Raw genomic sequence first — 22,998 nt, 5'->3', positions numbered from 1 at the left:
CCTGTCAGGTTTGTGCGATGTTTAATTACAAATCAACAAAGTACTTTTGTTTCCCAAAATCGAATTCATAATAGGTTAAATTTGGCCAAAGCGGTTTGATTAAACCTTTTTCCCAAGTTTGTAAAGCAGTTTCTAATTCTTTTACTTTTTCAGGATTTTTAGACGCCAGATCTGTAGTTTCCGATTTATCTTGAGCAAGATTATAAAGCCATTTTTCATGCGTTTTTCCGCTAATGATTAATTTCCAGTCACCGCTTCGAACTGCTTTTGCATCTCCAGAACGCCAGTATAAATCTTTATGGGCGACTTTATTTTCATTTACTGTTTTAACCAAATCAACACCATCATAAATTCTATCTTTTGGTAAATCAGAACCAATCGCCGCTGCAATGGTTGTAAAAAAATCTAAAGTACTTACAGGCTGTTTATAAACCGTGTGAGGTTTAATTTTTCCTTTCCACGAAAGTGCAAAAGGAACATTGATTCCGCCTTCGAAATGAGAAAATTTCCCGCCTTTAAGTGGAGCATTTGTTGTAGCAAAAGTATAATCGGCACCGCCATTATCACTTGCAAAAATGATTAAAGTATTGGCTTCTAATCCTTCTTTTTTGACTTTTTCGCGAATTCTTCCAATAGCATCATCCAATGCACTAATCATAGCAAAATAAACACGCTTGTTTTCGTCTTTAACCTTTGGGAAACGATCGTAATATTTTTTGCGAACCTGAAACGGCGTGTGAGGCGCATTGAACGGAATATAAAGTAAAAAAGGCTTGTTTTTATTTTTATCAATAAAAGCCTCAGCTTCTTCAGCGAATTTTTCTGTTAAATAGGCTTTTTCATCAATAATTGTGGTATCTCGGCGAATTTGTCCAATTCCAACTCGACCTTTCCCCCAAATGGTTTTGTCGGTAAAATCTTTATGATGATGATTGATAATATCTGGATTATCATCTTCTGGAGTATAAAGCGAGAAAGCCTGATAAAATCCGTAATGATAATCGAAACCGCGATCTAAAGGAAAAAATCCTTTGTTATGGCCCAAATGCCATTTTCCAATTATTCCCGTGCTGTAACCTTGTCTTTTTGCCAAATCTGCAAAAGTGATTTCTGATTTTGGAAGTCCTTGCGTTGCAATAGAAGCATCATTTGGATAATCGATTTTGTCGTTCAATCTCCAATTATCTGTTTCAATTAAATAATTAAAAGCATAATATTCCAGATTGTTTTTAGGATAGCGATCGCCTGGCTGATATTCATGTCCAAAACGTTCCTGATATCTTCCTGTAATTAATCCCGCTCTAGATGGCGAACAAATTGATGCCGAAGCGTAACCGTCTGTAAAAGTTGCACCTGATGCCGCCAATGAATCGATTTGTGGAGTTGGAGTCGATTTTCCGCCGTAGAGCGAAATATCATATTTTCCTAAATCATCTGCCAGAAGGATAATGATATTGGTCTTTTTTCCATAAATAGAATCTTTAGGTTTTGAAGCTAAAAATTCTTTTTTTCCTTCTGCTAATTTTGGATCTTCTTTGATTAAGATTCCATAGGTATTAATCGGCCAGAATAAAAAAGCCGCAATCAGAAAAAGCAGGAGAATAGGAATTATAAATTTTTTATTGAATTTGAAGTTTGCCATATTTTGGTAAGTTATTTTTTGAATTTTGGTTTTGCGTTGTTTAATTTTTTCATGTACGGTTTGTCAGGCTGAGCGAAGTCGAAGCCCACACAAGTAGCTCCGTCACGAAAAAAAAAAATCAATCTTTGTGGAGTTTTTAGCGCGGGCTTCGACTTCGCTCAGCCTGACAAAATTGTATCCAACTTTGCTCTCAAATTAGATTATCATTTCGAAGCCAAAGCCAAATCAACATCATTTTTAAGATCTCCTAATCCATCTTTTTTGAAAACGATTTTGCCATTTTCATAAAGAATTAGAGTAGGGAAGACTTTTACTGTTTTTAGATCGGCAATTACCTGCGGACTTTCTTCTAATTCTATTTCAATGATTTTTAATTTTTCTCCATATTGAGATCTGATCGATTCCAAAATAGGTTTTACTGTTTTGCAAGTAGCGCAGTATTTTGAACCAATATCTACTAATACATAATTATTGTCCGCTAGGATTTTTTTGTATTCTGGCAATGATAATTTACTTTTTAAATTGCTGTAAAAAGGTTTTCCTCCACCAATCCAGCTTGCAATTCCACCTTCTAGAATATATACTTCAGAGAATCCTCTTTTAGCTAAATCGGTTGATAAAAGCCCGCTTCGATAAGCTGCAATGGAGTAAATAAATACAGGTTTTGACGGATTTAAAGCAGCAACGTGTTTTTCGTAATCTTCAGATTTCAGATTAAAATTTAGAGCACCTTCAATATGGTTTAACGCAAATTCATCTGCACCTCTGGCATCAATTATCTGCGGATTTTTTTGGCTTTTGATTTTAGAATAAAAAGCATCCAGCAATATATTTGCACTTTTTCCCTGTGAAAAATTTACAATCGTAAAAAGCAGAAATACAGCTGTAAAAGTCTTTTTAAGTATTTTATTTTTCATATAAATTTATTTAAAAAGCCAGCTTACATTCAATTAAGTTAGATTAAATGTAAGTTGGCTTAATTTCTATTTTTGATTTAAAATTAAACCTGCTCCAAAACTGGAGTTGGTTCTTCCGTTTGTACTGTGTTTTCTACAGGTCTGGCTTTTAAAGGAAATGCTAATACGCCTTCGGCAAGAGAACTTCCTTCTTTTTTAGATTTAAAAATTGGCCAAAGAAACTGTGCGTACCATTCTTCTTGTTTGTATGATTTTGTACCAAATGATTTTGGATATTTTCGAGTAATCAATCCTGTTCCAAAAATGACATCCCAGATAAAAAACATATTTCCGAAGTTTCCTTTAAAATGTCCAACACCATCTCCGCTTGTGTCTGCGTGATGCGCATGATGCGTTGCTGGAGTAGAAATCAATCTTTCTAAAACCCATGCAATTGGATGTAAAACTTTGTATTTGTAAAACGGTTTATCCCATGGAATACTTGAGTGAGCGCCTAAAGTGATGATACTTTTAATTACTAAAACAAATAAAGCAGGTAATCCTAGACCTAAATAAGTTAAAGTTGCTGTCAAATAAATTTGCGAAAAGAAAACCGTATAAATAAAGTTTTGTCTAGATGCCATTGCCATTCCCATGTAAGGAGCAGAGTGGTGCGTTCTGTGAAAACGCCATAAAAATGGAACTTGATGGTGTAATCTGTGGTACCAATATTGCGTTAAATCATCAGCAATTGCGATAAGGAAAAAACCTCCCCAAAACGGAACCCATGATAAAACATTAGCAGAATTTGGTAATAAATATGGTAAAGCATTTAAGCTGAAAAATGCAATGATTGGAGGTAAAAGTAATTTTGGCGCTAAGAAACAAACAATGTCAATTTTACGTTCTTCGCCTGTCCATTCATCGTCATAAAGACCTGCTGCAAATTCTATAACTCCCAAAACAAGCATGAAAACTGTTAATCCCCAAGTGCGGATGTTTTCAAAAGCTGGTTTTGCAAATTCCAAAAACGAAGGTAATGTAAGATGAGATTCACTTACAGCTCCACCGCTTAATTTAAAGTAAAGGTAAATTGCCAATACGGGCAATGAATAAATAAAGAAGCTTATTGTTAAGTCTCTTACTAATTTTTCTTTTTGAACTATTGCCATGATTTCTTATTTTAAAAATTGATTAATTATTGTTAGTCCTGCAGCTAAAATTGCTAGCGGAACTAAAAACAAGATTATCCCAACGACAATCTTTTTTCCTATGATTTCATAATCTACTCGTTTCATATCTTTTTGTATTTGAATAGTTTAATGTAAAAATAAATAATTTAACTTCTAATTCTATGGATGTAGTAGAGTTTTATTTTGTAAATTTTCATTAATTTGTTAGAATCCTTTAATTTTATTTTACTTTTTGAATGGTTGGAAGCGTCTCAACCGTTAAATTTTCTCTCAATTTTTCAGAAGGCAAGTACAAACGAATGATCAAACTTGTTTTTTGAACATTAGTGATCGGAAGCCAGTTTTCTTTCTTTTCTGTACCCGAAAGGTTGATTTTATAAGAAGTGCTGTCGGCTTCATATTTTACATCTTCCAAATTGTAACTGTATTTATTGATTGGGTTTTTAATTAAAAAACCGCTTTCATCATAAGCTGTAATGCTCCAGTATTTTGCATCAAGTTTTTTTCCGTTAATGATATAATCCGACTTTGGATCTAATTCATTTCCTTCACTGTCAGTACTTGTACTTAAGTAAATAACTTCTTTTTTAGTTAAAGCATACGGGCCGTATACTGCTACTTGAGCAATTGTCAGTAAATCGGCTGTGTTGAGGTCTTTGTCTTTATCAACCGTTTTCCAATTCCCAATGGTACGCTGTGAATCGCTTTTTCCTGATTTGATATTGTAAATACCAACGCCGCTTCCTAAAACTACAGCCAAAAGGACTAATCCTAACCCGATTGCTATTTTCTTAATTTTTTGATTTAAAGCCATTTTGATTTGATTTTAAAATTAATTCGCTAATTTTTCAACCGTAACACCATGCTGTAATTCTTCCAGTTTTTTTACAGGATATGCTTTTGAAACCAAATAGCGGAAAAGAATTAAGCCTTTTGTAGTCGGACTGTAAATGATTTTTTCTTTTGGAACATTCTTTAAAACTTCAGAAGTGCTTCCTTCTGGAGCTAAATAATATTCGAATTTTGCTTTTACTTTTTCTTCATTTTCCACAAAAAAGTTAGTGGTATTTTCCTGATAAGCAGAGATAGACCAATAGGTTGAATCAGGAACAATTCCAGAGATTTTCAATACATTCTCTTTCAAATCATAATTGATGGTAGAATACAAAAAATCAGGATTTGGAAGCGGAATGACTCTGCTGTTCTCCGCGTTAGGCTGTTCTCCAAATCTTGGTGTATTTACATAGCCTGCACTTTTTTCGGCAAATTTATTTTGCACATAATACGGAACTGCCCAGATCGTTAAGTAGTAAAAAGTCACTGCAATTACTACAAGCACTAAAGCAAAAATGCTTTTTTTGATAAGTGGTTTTGTTGCTGCCATAGTTTGCTTTTTTAATATCAGAGCTATTAATTAGTTAACAGCTCTGATAACATTATTATTTATTTTTCTTGTGAATGCGCTGTCTCAAAACATCTTGCCAATCGATTAGCGGATAAAGATTATTTTTCTTCGCTTGATTGTCAAATTCTGCCTGAAGCTCTTTTAATTTTTCTGGGTATTTTTTAGCTAAATCGACTCTTTCATTAAAATCCGTATTTAGATTATATAATTCCCAAACGTCATTATCAAAATTACTTGGCTCGTCTTTTTTAGATAAAGCATCATTTTGAGTAATGTCAATATAATCAGGATGATGCGGCGCCGAAGCTTTCCAACCGTCTTTATATAATGATCTTGAACCAAAAATATAGTAATGTTGAATTTTATGTCTTGAAGGTGCTTTAGCGTCAGCATAAGAATAGGCTAGAGAAGTTCCTTGAATAGAATCCTGAGCAATTCCTCTGATGGTTTCTGGCGCTTTGATTCCAACAGTTTCTAAAGTTGTTGGCAGAATATCAATTACATGTCCATATTGGTTACGAATCCCTGGCGTTTTAATTCCTTTTGGATAATAAACAATCAACGGATTTCGTGTTCCTCCTTCAGAATGTGCGTCTTGTTTTAAATTTCTAAACGGAGTATTTGCTGCCAACGCCCATCCGTGCGGGTAGTTTTCTTTTGTTGCCGCTGGAGTTCCTAATAAAGCAGTTTTTGCCAAATTAGATTTCAATGATTCTTCTTTAATCTTAGGATCAGAAAGTTTTCTAAAAGATTCGTCAATTAAACCAATTGAACTTCCTTCTTTACTTGCTCCGTTATCTCCCAAAACGATATAGAAAATAGTATTATCAAGTTGATTGATCGATTTTAGATGATCTACAATTCGGCTTACTTCATAATCTGTATATTCTAAATATCCAGCGTATATTTCCATAAACTGAGCATATAGTTTTTTCTCATCTGGAGATAAAGTATTCCATGCAGGTACATAAGAATCACGAATTGTTAGTTTTGCATCAGAAGGAATTAAACCTAATTTTTTCTGATTGGCGATTACTTTGTCGCGATAAGCATCCCAGCCATCATCAAATTTTCCTTTGTATTTATCGCTCCATTGTTTTTCTACTTGGTGCGGAGAATGTGTTGCTCCCGGCGCATAGTATAAAAAGAACGGTTTGTTTGGTGCGGCATGTTTCTGACGATCAATGTATGTGATTGCTTTATCAGTAATCAATTCGCTTAAATGTTTTCCTTTAAGATCGGTCGTAAACTCATTTTTAGATCTGTCTTTTTCGGCACCGTTTAGTTTTGTGCTTCCATTTAACCAAGTCTGATCTTCAACCAAATCAGGATTGTATTGATCGGTTTGAGAACCTAAGAATCCGTAAAAATGTTCGAAGCCTTTTCCAGTTGGCCATCTGTCAAACGGGCCAGCATCTGTTGCATCTTCGTCGGGAGTAACACCATATTTTCCAACTGCAAAAGTGTTGTAACCGTTGTCACGCAAAATCTCAGCAATTGTTCCCGCCGAAGAAGGAAGTCTTCCATCCCAGCCAGGAAATCCTGCTGACATAGAAGTATGAGAAAATCCGCCAACATGTACAGCGTGGGAATTACGCCCAGTTAACAAAGCAGAACGTGTTGGTGCACAAATGGCTGTGGTGTGAAAGTTGGTATAACGCAAACCGTTATTAGCCAGTTTTTCAAAAGTTGGTGTATTGATTAATCCTCCAAAAGCACTTGTTGCTCCAAAGCCAACATCATCTAATAAAATCCAAACCACATTTGGTGCGCCTTCTGGTGCTTTAACAGGCTCAATCCAATATTCTTTAGAATCGGCTAAAGTTTTACCCACAACTCCTTTGTAATTTGGATCAGGTTTTGATTGCCCAAAACCAAATTGAGCAAAAACCAAAGCTGTCAACAAAAGACCTTTTTGTGGAGTTTTGAGATTTATTATGTTATTTTTTATTTTTTTCATCTCTATAAATTTATCCTGCAAGGTTTCCAAAACCGTGTAGGTATGATTTTCAAACCGAGGAAATCATTAAAGATTTTTCTGGTTTGGATATTTGAAACCTACAAGGTTTTTAAAACCTTGCAGGTTATGTAATCATTATTTTGTAGTTTCTGTATCTGCAGGTTTAGTTACTTGTTTTACTAAATCTTGCAGTGTTTTTCCTTTATCAGCTGCGGTGTTATGAATTCTTCTGTTGTAAACATCTTGCCAGTCAATCAAAGGATAAACATTGTTTTCCTTTGCTTGTTCGTCAAATAACTTTTGAAGTTCAGCTAGTTTTTCAGGATATTTTTTTGCCAAATTATTACGTTCGTTAAAGTCTTCGTTTAGGTTATATAATTCCCAAACATCAGTATCAAAGTTACTTGCCGCTGGTTTTTCACTTTTTCCTAAAGATTGTTTTACAGCAAATGAATCTGGTAAATGTGCAGCCGAAGCTTTCCATCCGTCTTTATAGATTGCTCTGTTTCCAAAAATGTAGTAATACTGTACTTTGTGCAATGATTCTGCTTTCGGATTATCTAAAGAAGCTTGGAATGAAGATCCTTGAATAATATCTTGTTTGATTCCTTTGATATATTCTGGAGCTTTAATTCCTGCAATAGCTAAAGTTGTAGGAAGCAAATCTGTAACATGGCTGTATTGATTTCTGATACCGCCTTTGTCTTTAATTCCGTTTGGATAAAAAACAATCAACGGATTTCTTGTTCCACCTTCTGAATGTGCATCTTGTTTCCAGTTTTTGAAAGGAGCATTCGTTGCCTGCGCCCATCCTAAAGGATAATTCGTATTTAAACCTTTTGCAGTTCCGATTTCACCAATGTTATTTAAGTTGCTTTGAAGATTTTCTTCATCCGATTTTCCTTGAGAAAACAAACTTTGATTGATTGTTCCTTGTAAAGTTCCTTCTTTACTAGCTCCATTGTCACCAATTGCAACAAAGATTAAAGTGTTGTCAAGCTGTCCGCTTTGTTTTAAGTAATCTACAACTCTTCCAATTTCATAATCGGTATAAGTCAAGAATCCAGCGTAAACTTCCATGAATCTTGCATAGACTTTCTTTTGGTCTGGAGTTAATTTTTTCCATTCTGTGATTAAAGCGTTACGATCTGGCAACCCAGCATTTTGAGGAAAGATTCCCAATTTCTTTTGGTTAGCCAATACTTTTTCACGGTAAACATCCCAGCCTTCGTCAAATTTTCCTTTGTATGGTTCAACCCATTTTTCAGCCACTTGATGAGGTGCATGAACAGCTCCTGGCGCATAGTACAAGAAGAATGGTTTTCCAGGCGCTGCTTTTTGCTGTTTCTGAATATAACTGATTGCTTTGTCTGTAATCAATTCATTTAAGTGACGTCCGTCTGGTTTAATATGAACTTGATCTTCCACTAAATCAGGATTGTATTGATCGGTTTGCGAGCCTAAGAATCCGTAGAAATGATCGAAACCTTTTCCAGTTGGCCATCTGTCAAACGGACCAGCATCTGTAGCATCTTCATCTGGTGTAACACCATATTTTCCAACTGCAAAAGTGTTGTAGCCGTTGTCACTTAAAATCTCTGCAATTGTTCCTTTATCAGAAGGAATTTTTCCGTCCCAACCTGGGAAACCAGCTGATAGAATGGTATGAGAAAATCCGCTAACGTGAACTCTTCCAGAATTTCTTCCAGTTAATAAAGCGGCGCGGGTAGGAGCACAAATCGCTGTGGTGTGAAAGTTGGTATAACGAAGTCCGTTGTTTGCCAGATTATCAAAAGTTGGTGTATTGATTAAACCTCCAAAAGTGCTTGAAGCTCCAAATCCAACATCATCCAATAAAATCCAAACAATATTCGGAGCGCCTTTTGGAGCCGTTACAGGCTCTGGCCAATATTCTTTAGAATCGGCAAGAGTTTTTCCTATTGTTCCTTTAAACTCTTGTTGTTCTTGTGCAAAGCCAAATTGTGCAACCAGCAATGCCGTAATCAAAAGCCCTTTTCCAGAGCTTTTGATTATTGTGGTATTTTTAAAATTTTTCATCTTTTAATATTTTTTTGGTTTTTGGTTCTAATTAATATCCAGGATTTTGAGGTAAACCATCTGGGTTAATATTTCTTTCGCTTTGCGGAATTGGGTAAAGATTATTTCTTTCTGAAACTGAGTTTTTAGCCGTTACTTTTTTCACTTCAGTAACCAATGTTCCCCATCTTACCAAATCGTACCAGCGCTGTCCTTCTTGAACAAACTCTTTTTTGCGTTCTTCCTGAATTGCAGCTCTAAAAGAAGTTTGGTCTAATCCAACTAAATCTACTTCTGCATCAGGCGTTGTAATCGCTTTTCCGAAAGCTCTTCTTCTCACTTGATTAATCAATTCGTAAGCTTCAGCAGTTGGTCCGCCTTGTTCATTTATCGCTTCCGCTAAAGACAAAAGGATGTCTGCGTAACGAATAACCGGAAAGTTGATCGCAACATTTGATGGAGTTGCCAGATTGGTTAAATCCAGATATTTTTTGAAAATTGGCTTAGGAAAAGTATAAAGCGTTCCCGTTGATGGATTAAGCAATTGTTTCGCATAACTCACATCTCTTCTTTTATCTCCAGGTGCATAGATATCATAAAACAATGCAACGTCTGAGATAATATCTGCTGGTTCTGTTGCTGTAAATCCTGTAAAAGATGTTGCTTGAAAAGTACTTCCGCTAGAACCATTTCCTGCTTGATTTGGTTCGAATTGAACAGAGAAAATATGCTCTTTTCCGTTCTTTTTTGTTTTAGTGAAAATATCTTGAAAATCTTCAAACAAAGCATATCCGTAACCGCCGTCAATAACTTCTCTTGCTTTTGAAATAGCATTTGGCCAGTCTTTTCTAGTCAAATAAACTTTAGCTAAAATTGCTTTTGCAGCACCAGAAGTTGCGCGTCCAGCATCTGCTGCTGTATACGTTTTTGGTAAAGCTTCAGCATCAGTTAAATCTTTAACGATTTGAGCGTACACTTCGTCAACTGTAGAACGATTTGTTTTTAAATCTCCTAAATTGATAGAAGTTGCTTCATGTAAAACAATCGGAACTCCACCCCAAAGGCGAACTGCTTGAAAGTACAATAAACCTCTAATAAATTTAGCTTCGTTAATCAATCTTGTTTTGATTACTTCAGAACCAGACACTTTCGGAATATTGTCAATAGAAACATTGGCTCTATTAATTCCGTTATAAATTTGTCTCCATGCCACCTGAACGCGGTCATTAGTAGCATCGTGCGTTAAACTGCTCATTGCTCTAACTTGCGGGTTTGTCGCAGAAACTCCTGCAGCTGCGTAATCAGACCCCATATCAGTTAGGAAATAAAGGTTTCTTCCAAACAAACTTTGTTCACCTGGATCAAGGCTCAGCGAAGCGTAAACAGCAGTTACACTTGCAACAGCATCATCTTGAGTGATAAAATAATTGTCTTCGGTTACAAAAGAGTTTGGAGTTACCTCAAGCTCCGTGCACGATACAAATAGGCCGGCACTTAAAAGGAATGTTATAATGATCTTTTTCATTTTGATGTTTTTTTACTTAGAATGTTACGTTCAAGCCCGAGATGAATGTTTTTGAGTTTGGATAAGAACCAAAGTCAATTCCCGGATATAAGTTGTTTTGTTCGTATGAACTTACCTCTGGATCATAGCCAGTGTATTTCGTCCATGTAATTAAGTTTTCTGCAGAGATGTAAACTTTTACGCTTTTCGTTCCCAGTTTTTTTGAAATGCTTTTAGGTAAAGTATATCCTAAAGTGATTAATTTCAATCTTAAGAAAGAAGCATCTTCAACATAGCGCTCAGAAACAATTCCTAATGGTGAACTAGAAGCTCTCGGAATTTCATTACTCGGATTTGTTGTTGTCCAACGGTCATTTAAAGTTGACGCAGCATTAGTTCCAAGCGTAGAAATTTCTAACTGCTGATTTAAAGCATTGAAGATTTTTCCGCCGTATGCTCCTTGGAAAGAGAAATTCAAATCAAAATCATTGTATGAAACTGTATTGCTGAAACTTCCAACAAATTTTGGTTGAGAAGTACCTAAATTTCCTTTATCAAGGGCTGTAATAACGCCATCTCCATTTGTGTCAACATATTTTCTGTCACCAACTTTTGTATTTGCTAAACTGTTGATTTTTGGCTGAGTATTAACTTCTTCCTGAGTTTGAAAAATTCCGTTGGTTTTATATCCCCAGAAAGTTCCTAATGGCAGACCTACTTTTACAGTAACTGGTTGCTGCTGTAATAAAGAACCGTTTGGCACTACAGGGAAAAACTGATCTACACCGTTTCCAATCTCTGTAACTTTATTTCTGTTTAAAGAAAATACGATGTTCGAATTCCAAGCGAAGTTTTCTGTTTTTACGTTTTCGGTTGTTAAACCAACTTCAAAACCTTTATTTTCAACTCCTCCAATGTTTTGAAGCACAGTCGCATAACCAGAACTCAACGGAACTGGAACACTAATTAAAAGATCTTTTGTCTTTTTGTAATACACATCAAAAACAAAATTGATTTTTCGGTCTAATAATGATAAATCCAATCCAACATTATATTGATTTGTTTTTTCCCATCTCAAATCTGGATTTGCCAATCGAGTAGGAGCGATTCCTGTGTATAAAGTTCCGCCAAAAGAATAATTTACAGAACCCATTGAAGCAAGAGAAAGGTAATTTCCAATTTCTTGATTTCCTGTTGTTCCTGCTGTAATTCTAAGTTTAGCTTCCGTTACACCTTTGATATTGTTTGCAAATTCTTCGTCAGTAATATTCCAAGAAAACCCAGCAGAAGGGAAGTAACCCCAAAGTGATTCAGCACCAAATCTAGAAGAACCGTCTGCACGCCCTGAAACGGTAAAGTTGTATTTTCCTTTATAAGAATAATTAACTCTCGCCAACCAAGATTTTAAGACGCTTTCGTATGCTTCACTATATGGTTTTACAGCAACACCATCTTGAAGTGCATTGTAAGTATTGGCATCATTTACAAAAGTTTGAGCTCCAGCATTTACAACTTCACCTTTTGTATATTGAAGTGTATAACCTCCTAAAGCTGAGAATTTATTATTTTCACCGAAATTAGTGTTATAAGTAAGTGTGTTTTCATTTAAAACAGAACTTACTAATCTTTCTCCGACAGAAGCCAATCCTTTTGTTCCAGCGCCTGTAGTTGTGTTTGACGGAGCATAATAATTTTGTTTTGTATTTAAAACGTCACCACTTACAGCAACTTTTGCAGTTAATTCTTTGTTGAATTTATATTCACCAAATAAACTGGTTAGAATTCTATTTAGATTAGTTTGGTTTGTTGTGTTTTCCAAATCGTTAATCGGGTTTGGAACGTAACCATTTACAGAAGTTGCGTATGGATTATTAGTCACATTATAACTTCCATTTTCATTTTTAATTGGAACTACTGGTGCAGTTAATACAGCTGCTACTAAAGGGTTTGGAGTTCTACCGCTTCCAGAAGTTCCTACACCATTAGCAAGAGAATAAGTGTAATTTGCATTCACACCAAATTTGAATTTCTGAGAATAATTTCTTTCATAGTTTGCACGAAGAGAAATACGTTTAAAATCAGATCCTAAAACGATACCATCTTGATCAAAATATCCTGCAGAGACAGCATATCTAGATCTTTCGTCTCCACCAGAAAAAGATAAATTATGATTTTGAATAGGTGCCGCAGTTACAAATGCAGCCGACTGCCAATCGTAATTTCCAGAAGTTTTTAAAGCTTCAATTTGTTCAGCAGAGAAAGAAGGTGCTTGACCAATGCTTGCCTGAACGTCGTTTCTTAAACTTGCCCATTCGCTCGCATTCATTAATTTCAATTTCTTTGAGATATTCTGAAATCCGAAATAACCTTGGTACGAAATATTATCTTGTCCTTTTGTTCCTTTTTTAGTTGTAATAATAACAACTCCATTAGCACCACGCGAGCCATAAATTGCTGTTGCAGAAGCATCTTTAAGAACCTCTATAGATTCAATATCAGCTGGATTTATTGTGGATAAAACGTTTACGCTTGCTCCCGCATAAGTAACTCCTGCCGAGCTATTTGCGTTATCATTATAAATTAAAATTCCATCAACAACATAAAGCGGTTCGTTACCAGCGGTAATAGAGTTTCCTCCACGAATACGAACACTTGAAGATGCGCCAGGACGTCCTGAACTTTGTGTAACTACAACTCCAGCCACAGCACCTCTTAAAAGATTATCTGCTGATGAAGTTACCTGAGATAAATTGGCTTTTGGAACCGAAGCTACAGATCCTGTAATGTCTTTTCTCTTCTGAGTTCCGTAACCTACAACTACCAATTCGTCTAGTTCTTGGCGTTCTTCTTTAAGATTAATAATTACTGGATTTTTCTCAACAATGACTTCCAATTTTTTATATCCAATGTAGCTTACAATCAATGTGTAGGGAAATTTCTGTCCCGTCTGAAAATAAAATTTTCCTTCTGCATCTGTCACAACACCGTGAGTTGTTCCTTTAATGGTTACTGATGCACCTATAATGGGCTGATTTGTAATAGCGTCTACTACAGTTCCGTCTAGTTTGGATTGAATAAGAGGTGTGGTATTCTGGGCTTGTATTCCTGCCGTTATCAAGAGTAGAAACAGCAGTATGTGTATGTTTAACTTTTTTTTCATTTCTTTGTGTTGGTTTTAAGTAATTAACAAGACGCCCTGAGCACTGTTTATACAGCACTCTAAAAGTGTTCTTGATTTAGTGATAAATGTTCTTTAAGCCTTGCCATTTCTGTTGCCGCAGAAATGGCTTTTTTTATTTACAGCAACAGCTTTGCATTGTTTTCATTTTTGTCTTTTTAGTTGTTAGTTATTTAATTTGTTGAATAATAGATATGGTTTCAAGAATCTGATCCAATACATCTGAATGCATTGGAGAGATTTCTTGGTTAAAATTCATTAAATATTTTTGGTGATGTTTTTTATGTTTTGCTTCGATATGAATTATAAAGGCAAACAAAATGAAAGTAGATTATTAACAACAGATACACATATAACAAATAGTGCTATAAGTGTATTTTTTAGGAAGAATGTAACGCGATATGCTTTCTGTTGTTTTCACAATAATAGTTTTTTATAGTTGGAAATATTATTTTAAACTCTACTAATCCTATAGACAAAGTTAAATTTTATATAATAAAAACCAAAAGTTTAGACGATTTTTTTTGAAAAAAGTCTTTTTTAGAATTGGAAATCACTTAAAAAACAATTCTTAATGCCTTGTTTTTTAAGTGATTGTATGTGTTGTTTGATTTAAAAAAAATGTTAATTTATTTTTTAATTGAAGTGCAAAATTGTAGTATTTTACATTTAAAATGCTTGTTTTTAATACTTTGTAAGATATGTAAAAGCTCTAAAAACGTCTTGTAAATGTTTCAGAATGAGTTGATACACAATTTAAGGCAAACGATAGTAAGTTATTTAGCAATAATTTTAAATTTTGTTATATTGTTTATTATTAGTGTTTTAACTGTTTTTTTTCTAATTTTAATACATTCTTATTTTTAGCAGGAAAATTGAAATATTTCTGCAATATTGATTTATAGGTTAAATTTTTCAGTAATAATTCTAACACTATTTTTCTATGTCTGATCTTTCCCAATCACATCGCATTCTTTTTTTCAATACGTTAGCATTTATAATTTGTTTTGCCTGCTGGACGTTAAATGGAGTATTAGTAACTTTTTTAAACGATCGTGGTATTTTTGAATGGAGTGTCGTCGAGATAGGGTGGCTTCTCGGGATTCCGATTTTAACAGGTTCGGTAATGCGTTTGCCAATGGGAATTCTCACAGATAAATTTGGAGGGAAACCGGTTTTTTCTTGTTTATTAATCTTGAGTTCAATTCCATTATTTCTTTTACCTTTTGCTTATAATTTCTGGACGTTTGCGATTTTGAGTTTTTTATTCGGAATGGTAGGAACTAGTTTTGCCATTGGCGTAGGCTATACTTCAGTTTATTATCCAAAAGAATGGCAAGGAAGAGCCTTAGGTATTTTCGGAATGGGAAATTCTGGCGCTGCACTGACTACTTTTCTAGCGCCGACATTACTGACAAAATTCTCGGAAAATGATCCAGAAAATGGCTGGAAATGGCTGGAAATGGCTTCCAATTATTTATGCAAGTGTTTTGCTTGCTATGGGAATTGTTTTTTTGATTTTTACAAAAAATAAAAAAATTGAAGCAGCACCTAAAACAATAAATCAAGTTTTTACACCGCTTAAAAGTATCCGAGTTTGGCGTTTTGGATTATATTATTTTCTTGTTTTTGGTTCATTTGTAACATTTTCGCAATGGTTGCTTCCCAATTTTTTAAACGTATATCATACGACTTTGGTTATGGGTGGAATTTTTGCTGCCATATTTAGTTTGCCATCTGGAGTTATTAGAGCTTATGGCGGATTTTTATCTGATCGTTTTGGTGCGAGAAAAGTAATGTATTGGGTTTTGAGTTCTTCAGTTGTTTTAAGTTTTCTGCTGATGTTTCCAAAAATGGATATTACAACATCTGGTTCTGGTATTACAGCAGCAAAAGCGGGAACAGTTACCGAAGTTTCAAACGATAAAATTGTTATTGGCGATAAAACCTATCCGATAATTCAAGAAGATAAAAATGCTGCACACAGCAAATTTTTCCCATCAAAAAAGTCTTGGCAACAAGTTGTAGTAGAGCAGAATCAGCAAGTTCAAAAGAAAGATTTATTGGCAGAAGGAATTACCCAAATTCATTTTGAAGCCAATATTTGGATTTATTTAGTTTTAGTAATTCTGATTGGTTCTGCGTGGGGAATTGGCTCTGCAGCGGTGTATAAACATATTCCGGATTATTTTCCAAATGAAGTTGGCGTTGTAGGTGGAATGGTTGGCTTACTCGGCGGTTTAGGTGGATTTGTTGGACCAATTATCTTCGGTTATCTTTTAAGTACAACTGGTTTCTGGACAAGTTCATGGATGTTTATTTTGGCAGTTTCTCTTATTTGTTTAATATGGATGCATCGTGTTGTTGTGAATTTGATGAAAGAGAAATCACCAGAATTTGCTAAAGATATGGATCGAAAACATTAAAATAGATTTATAAAAACAGAAAAAGCCTTTTCTAAATACAGAAAAGGCTTTTTCTATTTTAAAAGGTATTCATTTTCTGTTATTTAGGATGTTTTAAAATAAGATAAAAATATCTTTTATATGATATATGTCATATAAATTATCAGATTGAGACTATAATTTTGCTTGCATAATTGATGATAATCACTCGATTATATTCAGGTAATCTACATAGTTTATGAATAATTTGTCTCAATCTCACCGAATTTTATTTCTTAATACCTTAGCTTTTACCGTATGTTTTGCATGTTGGACATTAAATGGCGTTTTGATCACTTTTTTGGCTGATAAAGGAATATTCAATTTTACTGTAGTAGAAATTGGTTGGCTTCTCGGAATTCCTATTCTTTCAGGTTCTGTTTTCAGACTGCCAATAGGAATTTTAACAGATAAGTATGGTGGCAAATATGTTTTTTCGGTTTTACTACTCCTATGTTCTGTGCCGCTTTTTTTACTTCCTTTTGCAAATTCCTTTTGGAGTTTTGCAGTTCTAAGTTTTTTCTTCGGATTAGTTGGAACCAGTTTCGCCGTTGGGATAGGATACACTTCAATTTGGTATCCAAAAGAATGGCAAGGAAGAGCCTTAGGAATCTTCGGAATGGGAAATGCCGGTGCAGCCATTACCACTTTTATTGCGCCTACCTTATTAAATAATTTATCTGAAAGTGACCCACTTAACGGCTGGAAAATGCTTCCAGTTATATACGCATCCATACTAGTAATTATCGGAATTCTTTTTATTGTTTTTGCTAAAAACAAAACCAATCATGGTATTTCAAAAACTATGGGAGAACTTATGTCTCCGCTTAAAAAGGTCAGAGTGTGGCGCTTTGGTGCGTATTACTTTTTAGTTTTCGGATTTTTTGTAGCCTACTCGCAGTGGCTTCTTCCAAATTTCATGAATGTCTACAATACCACTTTAGTAATGGGCGGTATGTTTGCTACAATGTTCAGTCTTCCATCAGGAGTTATAAGGGCTTTTGGAGGTTATCTCTCAGATAAATTTGGAGCGAGAAAAGTGATGTATTGGGTTTTGGGCTCATCAATCGTAATCAGTTTTTTATTGATGTTTCCAAAAATGGAAATCTTCACTGCGGGCCCTGGAGTTATGTCTTTAAGTAATGGGACGGTAACAGAAATTTCGGCAGATAAAATAATAGTCAACGGAAAATCACATCAAATCAACACTAAAAAAGATCTGGAAATAAATAGCGAATCTTCTGTTTTCCCTGTAAAAAAATCTTGGCAGGAAATCATTGTAAAACAAAATCAGGAAGTAAAAAAGAAAGAATTATTAGCAAAAGGAATTACCCAAATCAACTTCAGCGCCAATCTTTGGGTGTACGTTGTTTTGGTAACGCTGATAGGAATTTCTTGGGGTATTGGAAAAGCGGCTGTTTACAAACACATTCCAGAATATTTTCCTAATGAAGTTGGAGTAGTGGGCGGAATGGTTGGTTTGATTGGTGGATTAGGAGGTTTCTTCGGTCCAATAATCTTTGGCTATCTTCTCACTTATACTGGACTCTGGACAAGCTCATGGATATTCATATTTCTGGTTTCTGTTCTTTGTTTAGTATGGATGCACAGAACAATCATAAATGCGATGCGAAGTAAATCACCCGATTTTACAAGAGAAATAGAAGACAATCATTAAAAATTAAATTGAAATAGAGATGAAAACTTGGTTAGACAAATGGAACCCCGAAGATGAAGCATATTGGAATTCTGACGGAAGTAAAATTGCATGGAGAACTTTAACAATTACAACAATTACATTAGTATTATCATTTGCCTCATGGTTCATGATGAGTGTTATAGCAGTAAAACTGCCTGGATTAGGATTTAATTTTTCTAAAGATCAGCTTTTTTGGTTAACTGCAATACCGGGATTAGCTGCCGGATTATTGCGAATTATTCACACATTTCTGCTTCCTATTTTTGGAACGCGACATATTATTTCTTTGGCGACAGCAATTAAATTAATTCCCGTAATCGGAATTGGTTTTGCAATTATGAATGTAAATACGCCTTTCTGGGTTTTTGCAGTTTTGGCTTTTACAACTGGTTTTGGCGGTGGAGATTTTTCTTCTTATATGCCAAGTACAAGTTTGTTTTTTCCTCAAAGATTAAAAGGAACTGCATTAGGAATTCAGGCAGGAATTGGAAATTTTGGTGTTTCAATAGCACAATTCGTTACGCCATTAGTAATAAGCGTCGGAATTTTTGGAGCTTCGACCGTTTTTACAAGCATCGATCCGAAAGAAACGTTAACTGTTTTCCAAAATTCTTCAATTGAAAAACAAAAAGAAGTTTTTGTTGCTTTAGATAGTCAAGTACAAACGAAAATTCTTTCTAATGTAAAGAAAAACATTGTTGATTCTGTAAGTACGGCCGTGAACTCGCAAGACAATGCGGTTGTTTTTGCTTCACTTCCTGTTAAGGCAAAAGCAAAAGCGATTGCAAATGCAAATCCAAAATTAGCAGAGAAAATAATAAACAACATTAGCGCCGAAAATACAGCGGTAAAAAACAAACCAATTTATTTGCAATCTGCAGCATTTTGGTACGCGCCATTTCTAATAATTATGGCATTTATAAGCTGGTTTTATTTAAGAAGTATACCGATGAAGGCTTCTGTAAAAGAGCAATTGGATATTTTCTCAAATAAACATACTTGGTATTGTACAATTACATACGTAATGACTTTTGGAACTTTTGCAGGTTTATCTGCCGCTTTTCCATTAATGATTAAATTTTTATATGGAGATTTTCCAAATGCGCCAGATCCTTTAGTATATGCTTTTTATGGACCGTTAATAGGTTCTGCCAGCCGAATTGCTTTTGGATTTGTTGCAGATAAAGTAGGAGGAGCCGTATTGACAACCATAACAGGTTTAGGAATTTTGGCAGGAGCTATTATTTTAGTAACTCAAGGATTAGTTGCACCGACAAGTATGGATAAGTTTCCTCTTTTTGTAGCAGTAATTTTAGCAATGTTCTTTTTTACCGGAATTGGAAATGCTGGAACCTTCAGACAATATCCAATTATTTTTAAAGAGAATCCTCGTCAGGCAGCAGGAGTTATTGGTTGGACAGCTGCAATTGCGGCATTTGGGCCATTTATCTTTTCTAAATTAATAGGAAATAATATTTCGGCTAATGGTACTGTAAATCAATTCTTTATTGGTGTTTCTTTTTTTACTATATTAGCTACAGGTATCAATTGGTGGTTTTACAATCGTAAGAATTGCGAGAAACCAAGTTAAAGAAGTAATCATTAAAATAAAAATTAAGGATGAAAAAGAAAACGTTTAATACCAAAGCTTTACTGGTTGCATCACTGGTTTCTATACTTACAATTATACTAGTATTTTACGGTTCAAGGCAGTTGCAAAATTTTGATGCTGCTCTCGTAACATACCTCTTCGGAACTGTATTTGCATTCTTTGGAATCGTTTATCGATACACAGTTTGGCTTCAAAGACCTCCAACTTGGATGTACTTTAAAAGGAGTCTTAAATTTCTTTTTACCGGAAAAGTGTTTTCACATTTATGGTTTTTAGGAAAAGAATCGGTACAGAATATTTTAGTTCAGAGATTTATTTATCCGAGAAGCAAATGGCGCTGGTTTGCCCATTTTTGTATTGCCATAGGATGTTTATCCGCTTTTGCGATTACAATTCCGCTAACATTTGGATGGATTCATTTTACATTAGCACCCAATTCCATTTCCATTTACGAAGCACATTTCTTCGGATTCAAAATGATGGATTTTCAAATAAATTCATTTTTAGCATTTCTGATTTTTCATGCATTAAACTGGTCTTCATGGCTTGTTATAATTGGTTCAGTTTATTATTTAAGAAGAAGATTAACCAATCCTGGACTTATTGCAACACAAACATTTGAGGGTGATTTATTGCCTCTTATTTTATTAATAGCGATTTCCGTTACTGGATTGTGTTTGACTTATTCGTATCAATTCATGAAAGGTTTCGCTTATGATTTTCTCGCTGTAATTCATTGTGTAACAGTAATTATGTTTTTGCTTTGGATTCCGTTTGGGAAATTCTTCCACATCATTCAGCGTCCCGCGCAAATTGGAGCACATATTTATAAGCAAGAGGGAATTAAAAAAGGAATGGCTGTTTGCCCTCATACAGGCGATGAATTTGCAACTCAACTTCATATCGAAGATTTAAAAATTGTAACCAAACAATTAGGTTTCGATTTTACTCATGAAGATGGAACTTCTCATCTTGATTTAAGTCCTGAGGGAAAAAGATCGCGCTTAGCACAAGCACATTTAAAAGCCAGATTAGAAGGCGGTAATTTATTTGGATAATTTATTTAAAAAGTATTCAGTAGCAGTATTCAGTTTACAGATTAAATTGAGGCCGAGACTGAAAACTGAAAACTAATAAAAAGTATGCAGTCACATTTAGCGGTTTACAATTTAAACTGACACTGGGACTGAGACTGAAAACTAAAAAAAATGGCAAAACTACCAGTATCAATAGAGAAAATAATAGATGACTTTGGACCGCATTTAAACTACGCGCCAGTAGACGGTTATGCAGGAAGAGATGAACCAGATGAAGTTGTAAAAACGCATTGCTGTTTCTGTGGTATGCAATGCGGCATTCAATTAATGGTGAAAGAAAACAAAGTTGTAGGTTTTGAGCCATGGATGGAATTTCCTTTTAATGAAGGTCGTTTATGCCCAAAAGGAGTACAGCGTTATCTTCAAAATAATCATCCAGATCGTCTTTTGCATCCAATACAAAGAGTAGAAGGAAAAGGTTTTGAGAAAGTTTCCTGGGATGACGCGATGGACAAAACGGTTTCTGAAATAAAAAGAATTCAGGAGAAATACGGAAAACACGCATTCTCAATGCTTTCTGGCGTTTCATTAACCAATGAAAAAAGTTATTTAGTTGGAAAGTTTGCCCGCGTTGCCTTAAAAACAAGAAATCTGGATTATAACGGCAGACTTTGTATGGTAAGCGCTGGTGCAGGAAATAAAAAAGCATTTGGTTTAGACCGAGCTTCAAACAATTATTCTGATTTAGAATATGCTGAAGTCATTATTGTAACAGGCGCCAATATCAGTGAAACATTTCCAACTCTTACTCATTGGATTTGGAAAGCCAGAGATCGTGGCGCAAAATTGATTGTTATAGATCCAAGAATGATTCCGCTGGCTAGAACTGCCGATATTCATCTTGATGTAAAACCCGGAACAGATTCGGCTTTATATGGCGCAATGTTGAAATATTTGGTAGATCACGATATGCTCGATCATGATTTTATCGATAATTATACATCTGGATTTCAAGAAACAATTGATGCCGTAAAAGATTATACTTTAGAATGGGCAGAAGAAGTAACTGGAATTGACAAGGAAAAAATAAAAGCTGCTGCCGAATTATGGGGAAAAGCAAAAACTAGCTTTTTATTGCATGCAAGAGGAATTGAGCACCATTCAAAAGGCGTAGATAATGTTGTAGGCTGTATCAATTTGGTTTTAGCAACTGGAAGAATCGGAAAACCGTATTGTGGTTACGGAACAATTACAGGACAAGGAAATGGTCAGGGTGGCAGGGAGCACGGACATAAATGCGATCAATTGCCAGGAAACAGAGATATTGAAAATCCAGAACATAGAAAATATATTTCTGAAGTTTGGGGAATTGATGAAAAAGATTTACCAGGAAAAGGACTCACAGCTTACGAAATTATCGAAGCAATTCATAGAGATGAAATAAAAGGCTTAATTTCTATTTGTTTTAATCCGTTGGTTTCGCTTCCAAACAATAATTATGTGCGATCAGCTTTAGAAAAATTAGAGTTTTATGTATGTATTGATTTCTTCTTGAATGAAACTGCAAGACATGCGGATATTGTTTTAGCAGGCTCTTTACAGGAAGAAGAAGAAGGAACAACAACTTCTGCAGAAGGACGCGTTATTCGAATCAGGCAAGCCGTTACGCCACCGGGTGAAGCAAGAACAGACACTTCGATTTTATTAGAAATTGCTGAACGTTTGGGCGAAAAAGATAAATTTACTTACAATAATAGCGAAGAAATTTTCAATGAATTACGTGTAGCTTCAAAAGGAGGTACAGCAGATTATTTCGGAATCACATATAAAAAAGTAGAAGATAATATGGGCGTTTTCTGGCCTTGTCCAACTGAAGATCATCCAGGAACACCAAGACTTTGGGAAGATAAAAAGTTTAAAACACCTGACGGGAAAGCGCATTTTAATCCCGCGCCATATAAACTTCCGGGTGAAGTTACCGATGATGAATATCCAATAACACTGACAACTGGACGTGTAGTTTCGCAATATTTGAGTGGAACGCAAACCCGAAGAATTGGAAAATTAGTGGATCAGTTTCCGGAACCAATGGTCGAAATCCATCCAGAAATGGCCACAAAATATAATATTAAACAACGTGAATTAGTTCGAGTAGTAACGCGTAGAGGCGAAGGGATTTTTCCAGCAAATATTGTAGAAACTATTAGAAAAGATACTGTTTTCATTCCGTATCACTGGCCGGGACACAAATCTGCAAATCAGCTAACACCAGGAACTTTGGATCCAATTTCTAAAATTCCTGAGTTTAAAGTCTGTGCCTGCCAATTATTTCCGCAAGGGGCAATTGCCCCGCCAGCAAAAGAATCTGAAGCTTATGCAAGTGTTTAATCT

At 35.1% G+C, this 22,998-nt stretch carries 15 protein-coding genes; 6 read left to right on the top strand and 9 right to left on the bottom strand.

Annotated features, from left to right (window positions below; translation table 11 throughout):
- Window positions 1-25: 25 nt before the first annotated feature.
- The 9 genes from DM444_RS08110 to DM444_RS08070 all read right to left on the bottom strand — a co-directional run bounded on the left by DM444_RS08110 (window position 26) and on the right by DM444_RS08070 (window position 13,797).
- Entirely contained in the window at window positions 26-1,642 is a 1,617-nt protein-coding gene (locus DM444_RS08110; protein WP_111285457.1) for a sulfatase-like hydrolase/transferase, read from the bottom strand.
- A 203-nt stretch (window positions 1,643-1,845) separates the two neighbouring features.
- The gene (locus tag DM444_RS08105) at window positions 1,846-2,559 is read right to left on the bottom strand and encodes a rhodanese-like domain-containing protein (protein ID WP_111285455.1); all 714 of its coding nucleotides are present in this window, start codon (window positions 2,557-2,559) and stop codon (window positions 1,846-1,848) included.
- A gap of 83 nt (window positions 2,560-2,642) precedes the next feature.
- On the bottom strand, window positions 2,643-3,710 hold the full coding sequence (locus tag DM444_RS08100) for a sterol desaturase family protein (protein ID WP_111285426.1): 1,068 nt from the start codon (window positions 3,708-3,710) through the stop codon (window positions 2,643-2,645).
- 241 nt (window positions 3,711-3,951) lie between these two features.
- Window positions 3,952-4,545: a DUF1214 domain-containing protein gene (locus DM444_RS08095; RefSeq protein ID WP_111285424.1), complete on the bottom strand. Its 594-nt coding sequence runs from the start codon at window positions 4,543-4,545 to the stop codon at window positions 3,952-3,954.
- An 18-nt stretch (window positions 4,546-4,563) separates the two neighbouring features.
- Window positions 4,564-5,115, bottom strand: a complete 552-nt coding sequence (locus tag DM444_RS08090) for a DUF1254 domain-containing protein (RefSeq protein ID WP_111285422.1) — start codon at window positions 5,113-5,115, stop codon at window positions 4,564-4,566.
- 55 nt (window positions 5,116-5,170) lie between these two features.
- Complete coding sequence (locus DM444_RS08085; protein ID WP_111285420.1) at window positions 5,171-7,096, bottom strand: arylsulfatase; 1,926 nt, start codon at window positions 7,094-7,096, stop codon at window positions 5,171-5,173.
- A 135-nt stretch (window positions 7,097-7,231) separates the two neighbouring features.
- Entirely contained in the window at window positions 7,232-9,154 is a 1,923-nt protein-coding gene (locus DM444_RS08080; RefSeq protein ID WP_111285418.1) for an arylsulfatase, read from the bottom strand.
- A gap of 31 nt (window positions 9,155-9,185) precedes the next feature.
- The gene (locus DM444_RS08075) at window positions 9,186-10,658 is read right to left on the bottom strand and encodes a RagB/SusD family nutrient uptake outer membrane protein (protein ID WP_111285416.1); all 1,473 of its coding nucleotides are present in this window, start codon (window positions 10,656-10,658) and stop codon (window positions 9,186-9,188) included.
- 16 nt (window positions 10,659-10,674) lie between these two features.
- Window positions 10,675-13,797, bottom strand: a complete 3,123-nt coding sequence (locus DM444_RS08070; RefSeq protein ID WP_111285414.1) for a SusC/RagA family TonB-linked outer membrane protein — start codon at window positions 13,795-13,797, stop codon at window positions 10,675-10,677.
- A 961-nt stretch (window positions 13,798-14,758) separates the two neighbouring features.
- Between DM444_RS08070 and DM444_RS23865 the strand changes: the two genes are divergently transcribed.
- The 6 genes from DM444_RS23865 to DM444_RS08045 all read left to right on the top strand — a co-directional run bounded on the left by DM444_RS23865 (window position 14,759) and on the right by DM444_RS08045 (window position 22,995).
- A complete protein-coding gene (locus DM444_RS23865) occupies window positions 14,759-15,349 on the top strand; it encodes an MFS transporter (RefSeq protein WP_239455621.1) in 591 nt (196 codons plus the stop codon).
- Window positions 15,246-16,241 carry an MFS transporter gene (locus DM444_RS08065; RefSeq protein ID WP_239455620.1) on the top strand — a complete coding sequence of 332 codons (996 nt, stop codon included), beginning with the start codon at window positions 15,246-15,248 and terminating at the stop codon, window positions 16,239-16,241. The genes DM444_RS23865 and DM444_RS08065 overlap by 104 nt, the downstream gene beginning before the upstream one ends.
- Window positions 16,242-16,458: 217 nt before the next feature.
- Window positions 16,459-17,937: an MFS transporter gene (locus tag DM444_RS08060; RefSeq protein ID WP_111285412.1), complete on the top strand. Its 1,479-nt coding sequence runs from the start codon at window positions 16,459-16,461 to the stop codon at window positions 17,935-17,937.
- Window positions 17,938-17,956: 19 nt separating this feature from the next.
- Window positions 17,957-19,549 carry a magnesium transporter MgtE N-terminal domain-containing protein gene (locus tag DM444_RS08055; protein WP_111285410.1) on the top strand — a complete coding sequence of 531 codons (1,593 nt, stop codon included), beginning with the start codon at window positions 17,957-17,959 and terminating at the stop codon, window positions 19,547-19,549.
- 29 nt (window positions 19,550-19,578) lie between these two features.
- The gene (locus DM444_RS08050; protein ID WP_111285408.1) at window positions 19,579-20,628 is read left to right on the top strand and encodes an MFS transporter; all 1,050 of its coding nucleotides are present in this window, start codon (window positions 19,579-19,581) and stop codon (window positions 20,626-20,628) included.
- A gap of 150 nt (window positions 20,629-20,778) precedes the next feature.
- On the top strand, window positions 20,779-22,995 hold the full coding sequence (locus DM444_RS08045; RefSeq protein WP_111285406.1) for a molybdopterin oxidoreductase family protein: 2,217 nt from the start codon (window positions 20,779-20,781) through the stop codon (window positions 22,993-22,995).
- Window positions 22,996-22,998: the final 3 nt, after the last annotated feature.

The sequence above is a fragment of the Flavobacterium ginsenosidimutans genome (assembly GCF_003254625.1).
GTDB lineage: Bacteria > Bacteroidota > Bacteroidia > Flavobacteriales > Flavobacteriaceae > Flavobacterium > Flavobacterium ginsenosidimutans.
The sequence above is the reverse complement of the archived record's forward strand: the minus strand, read 5'-3'. Positions and strand labels throughout refer to the sequence as shown.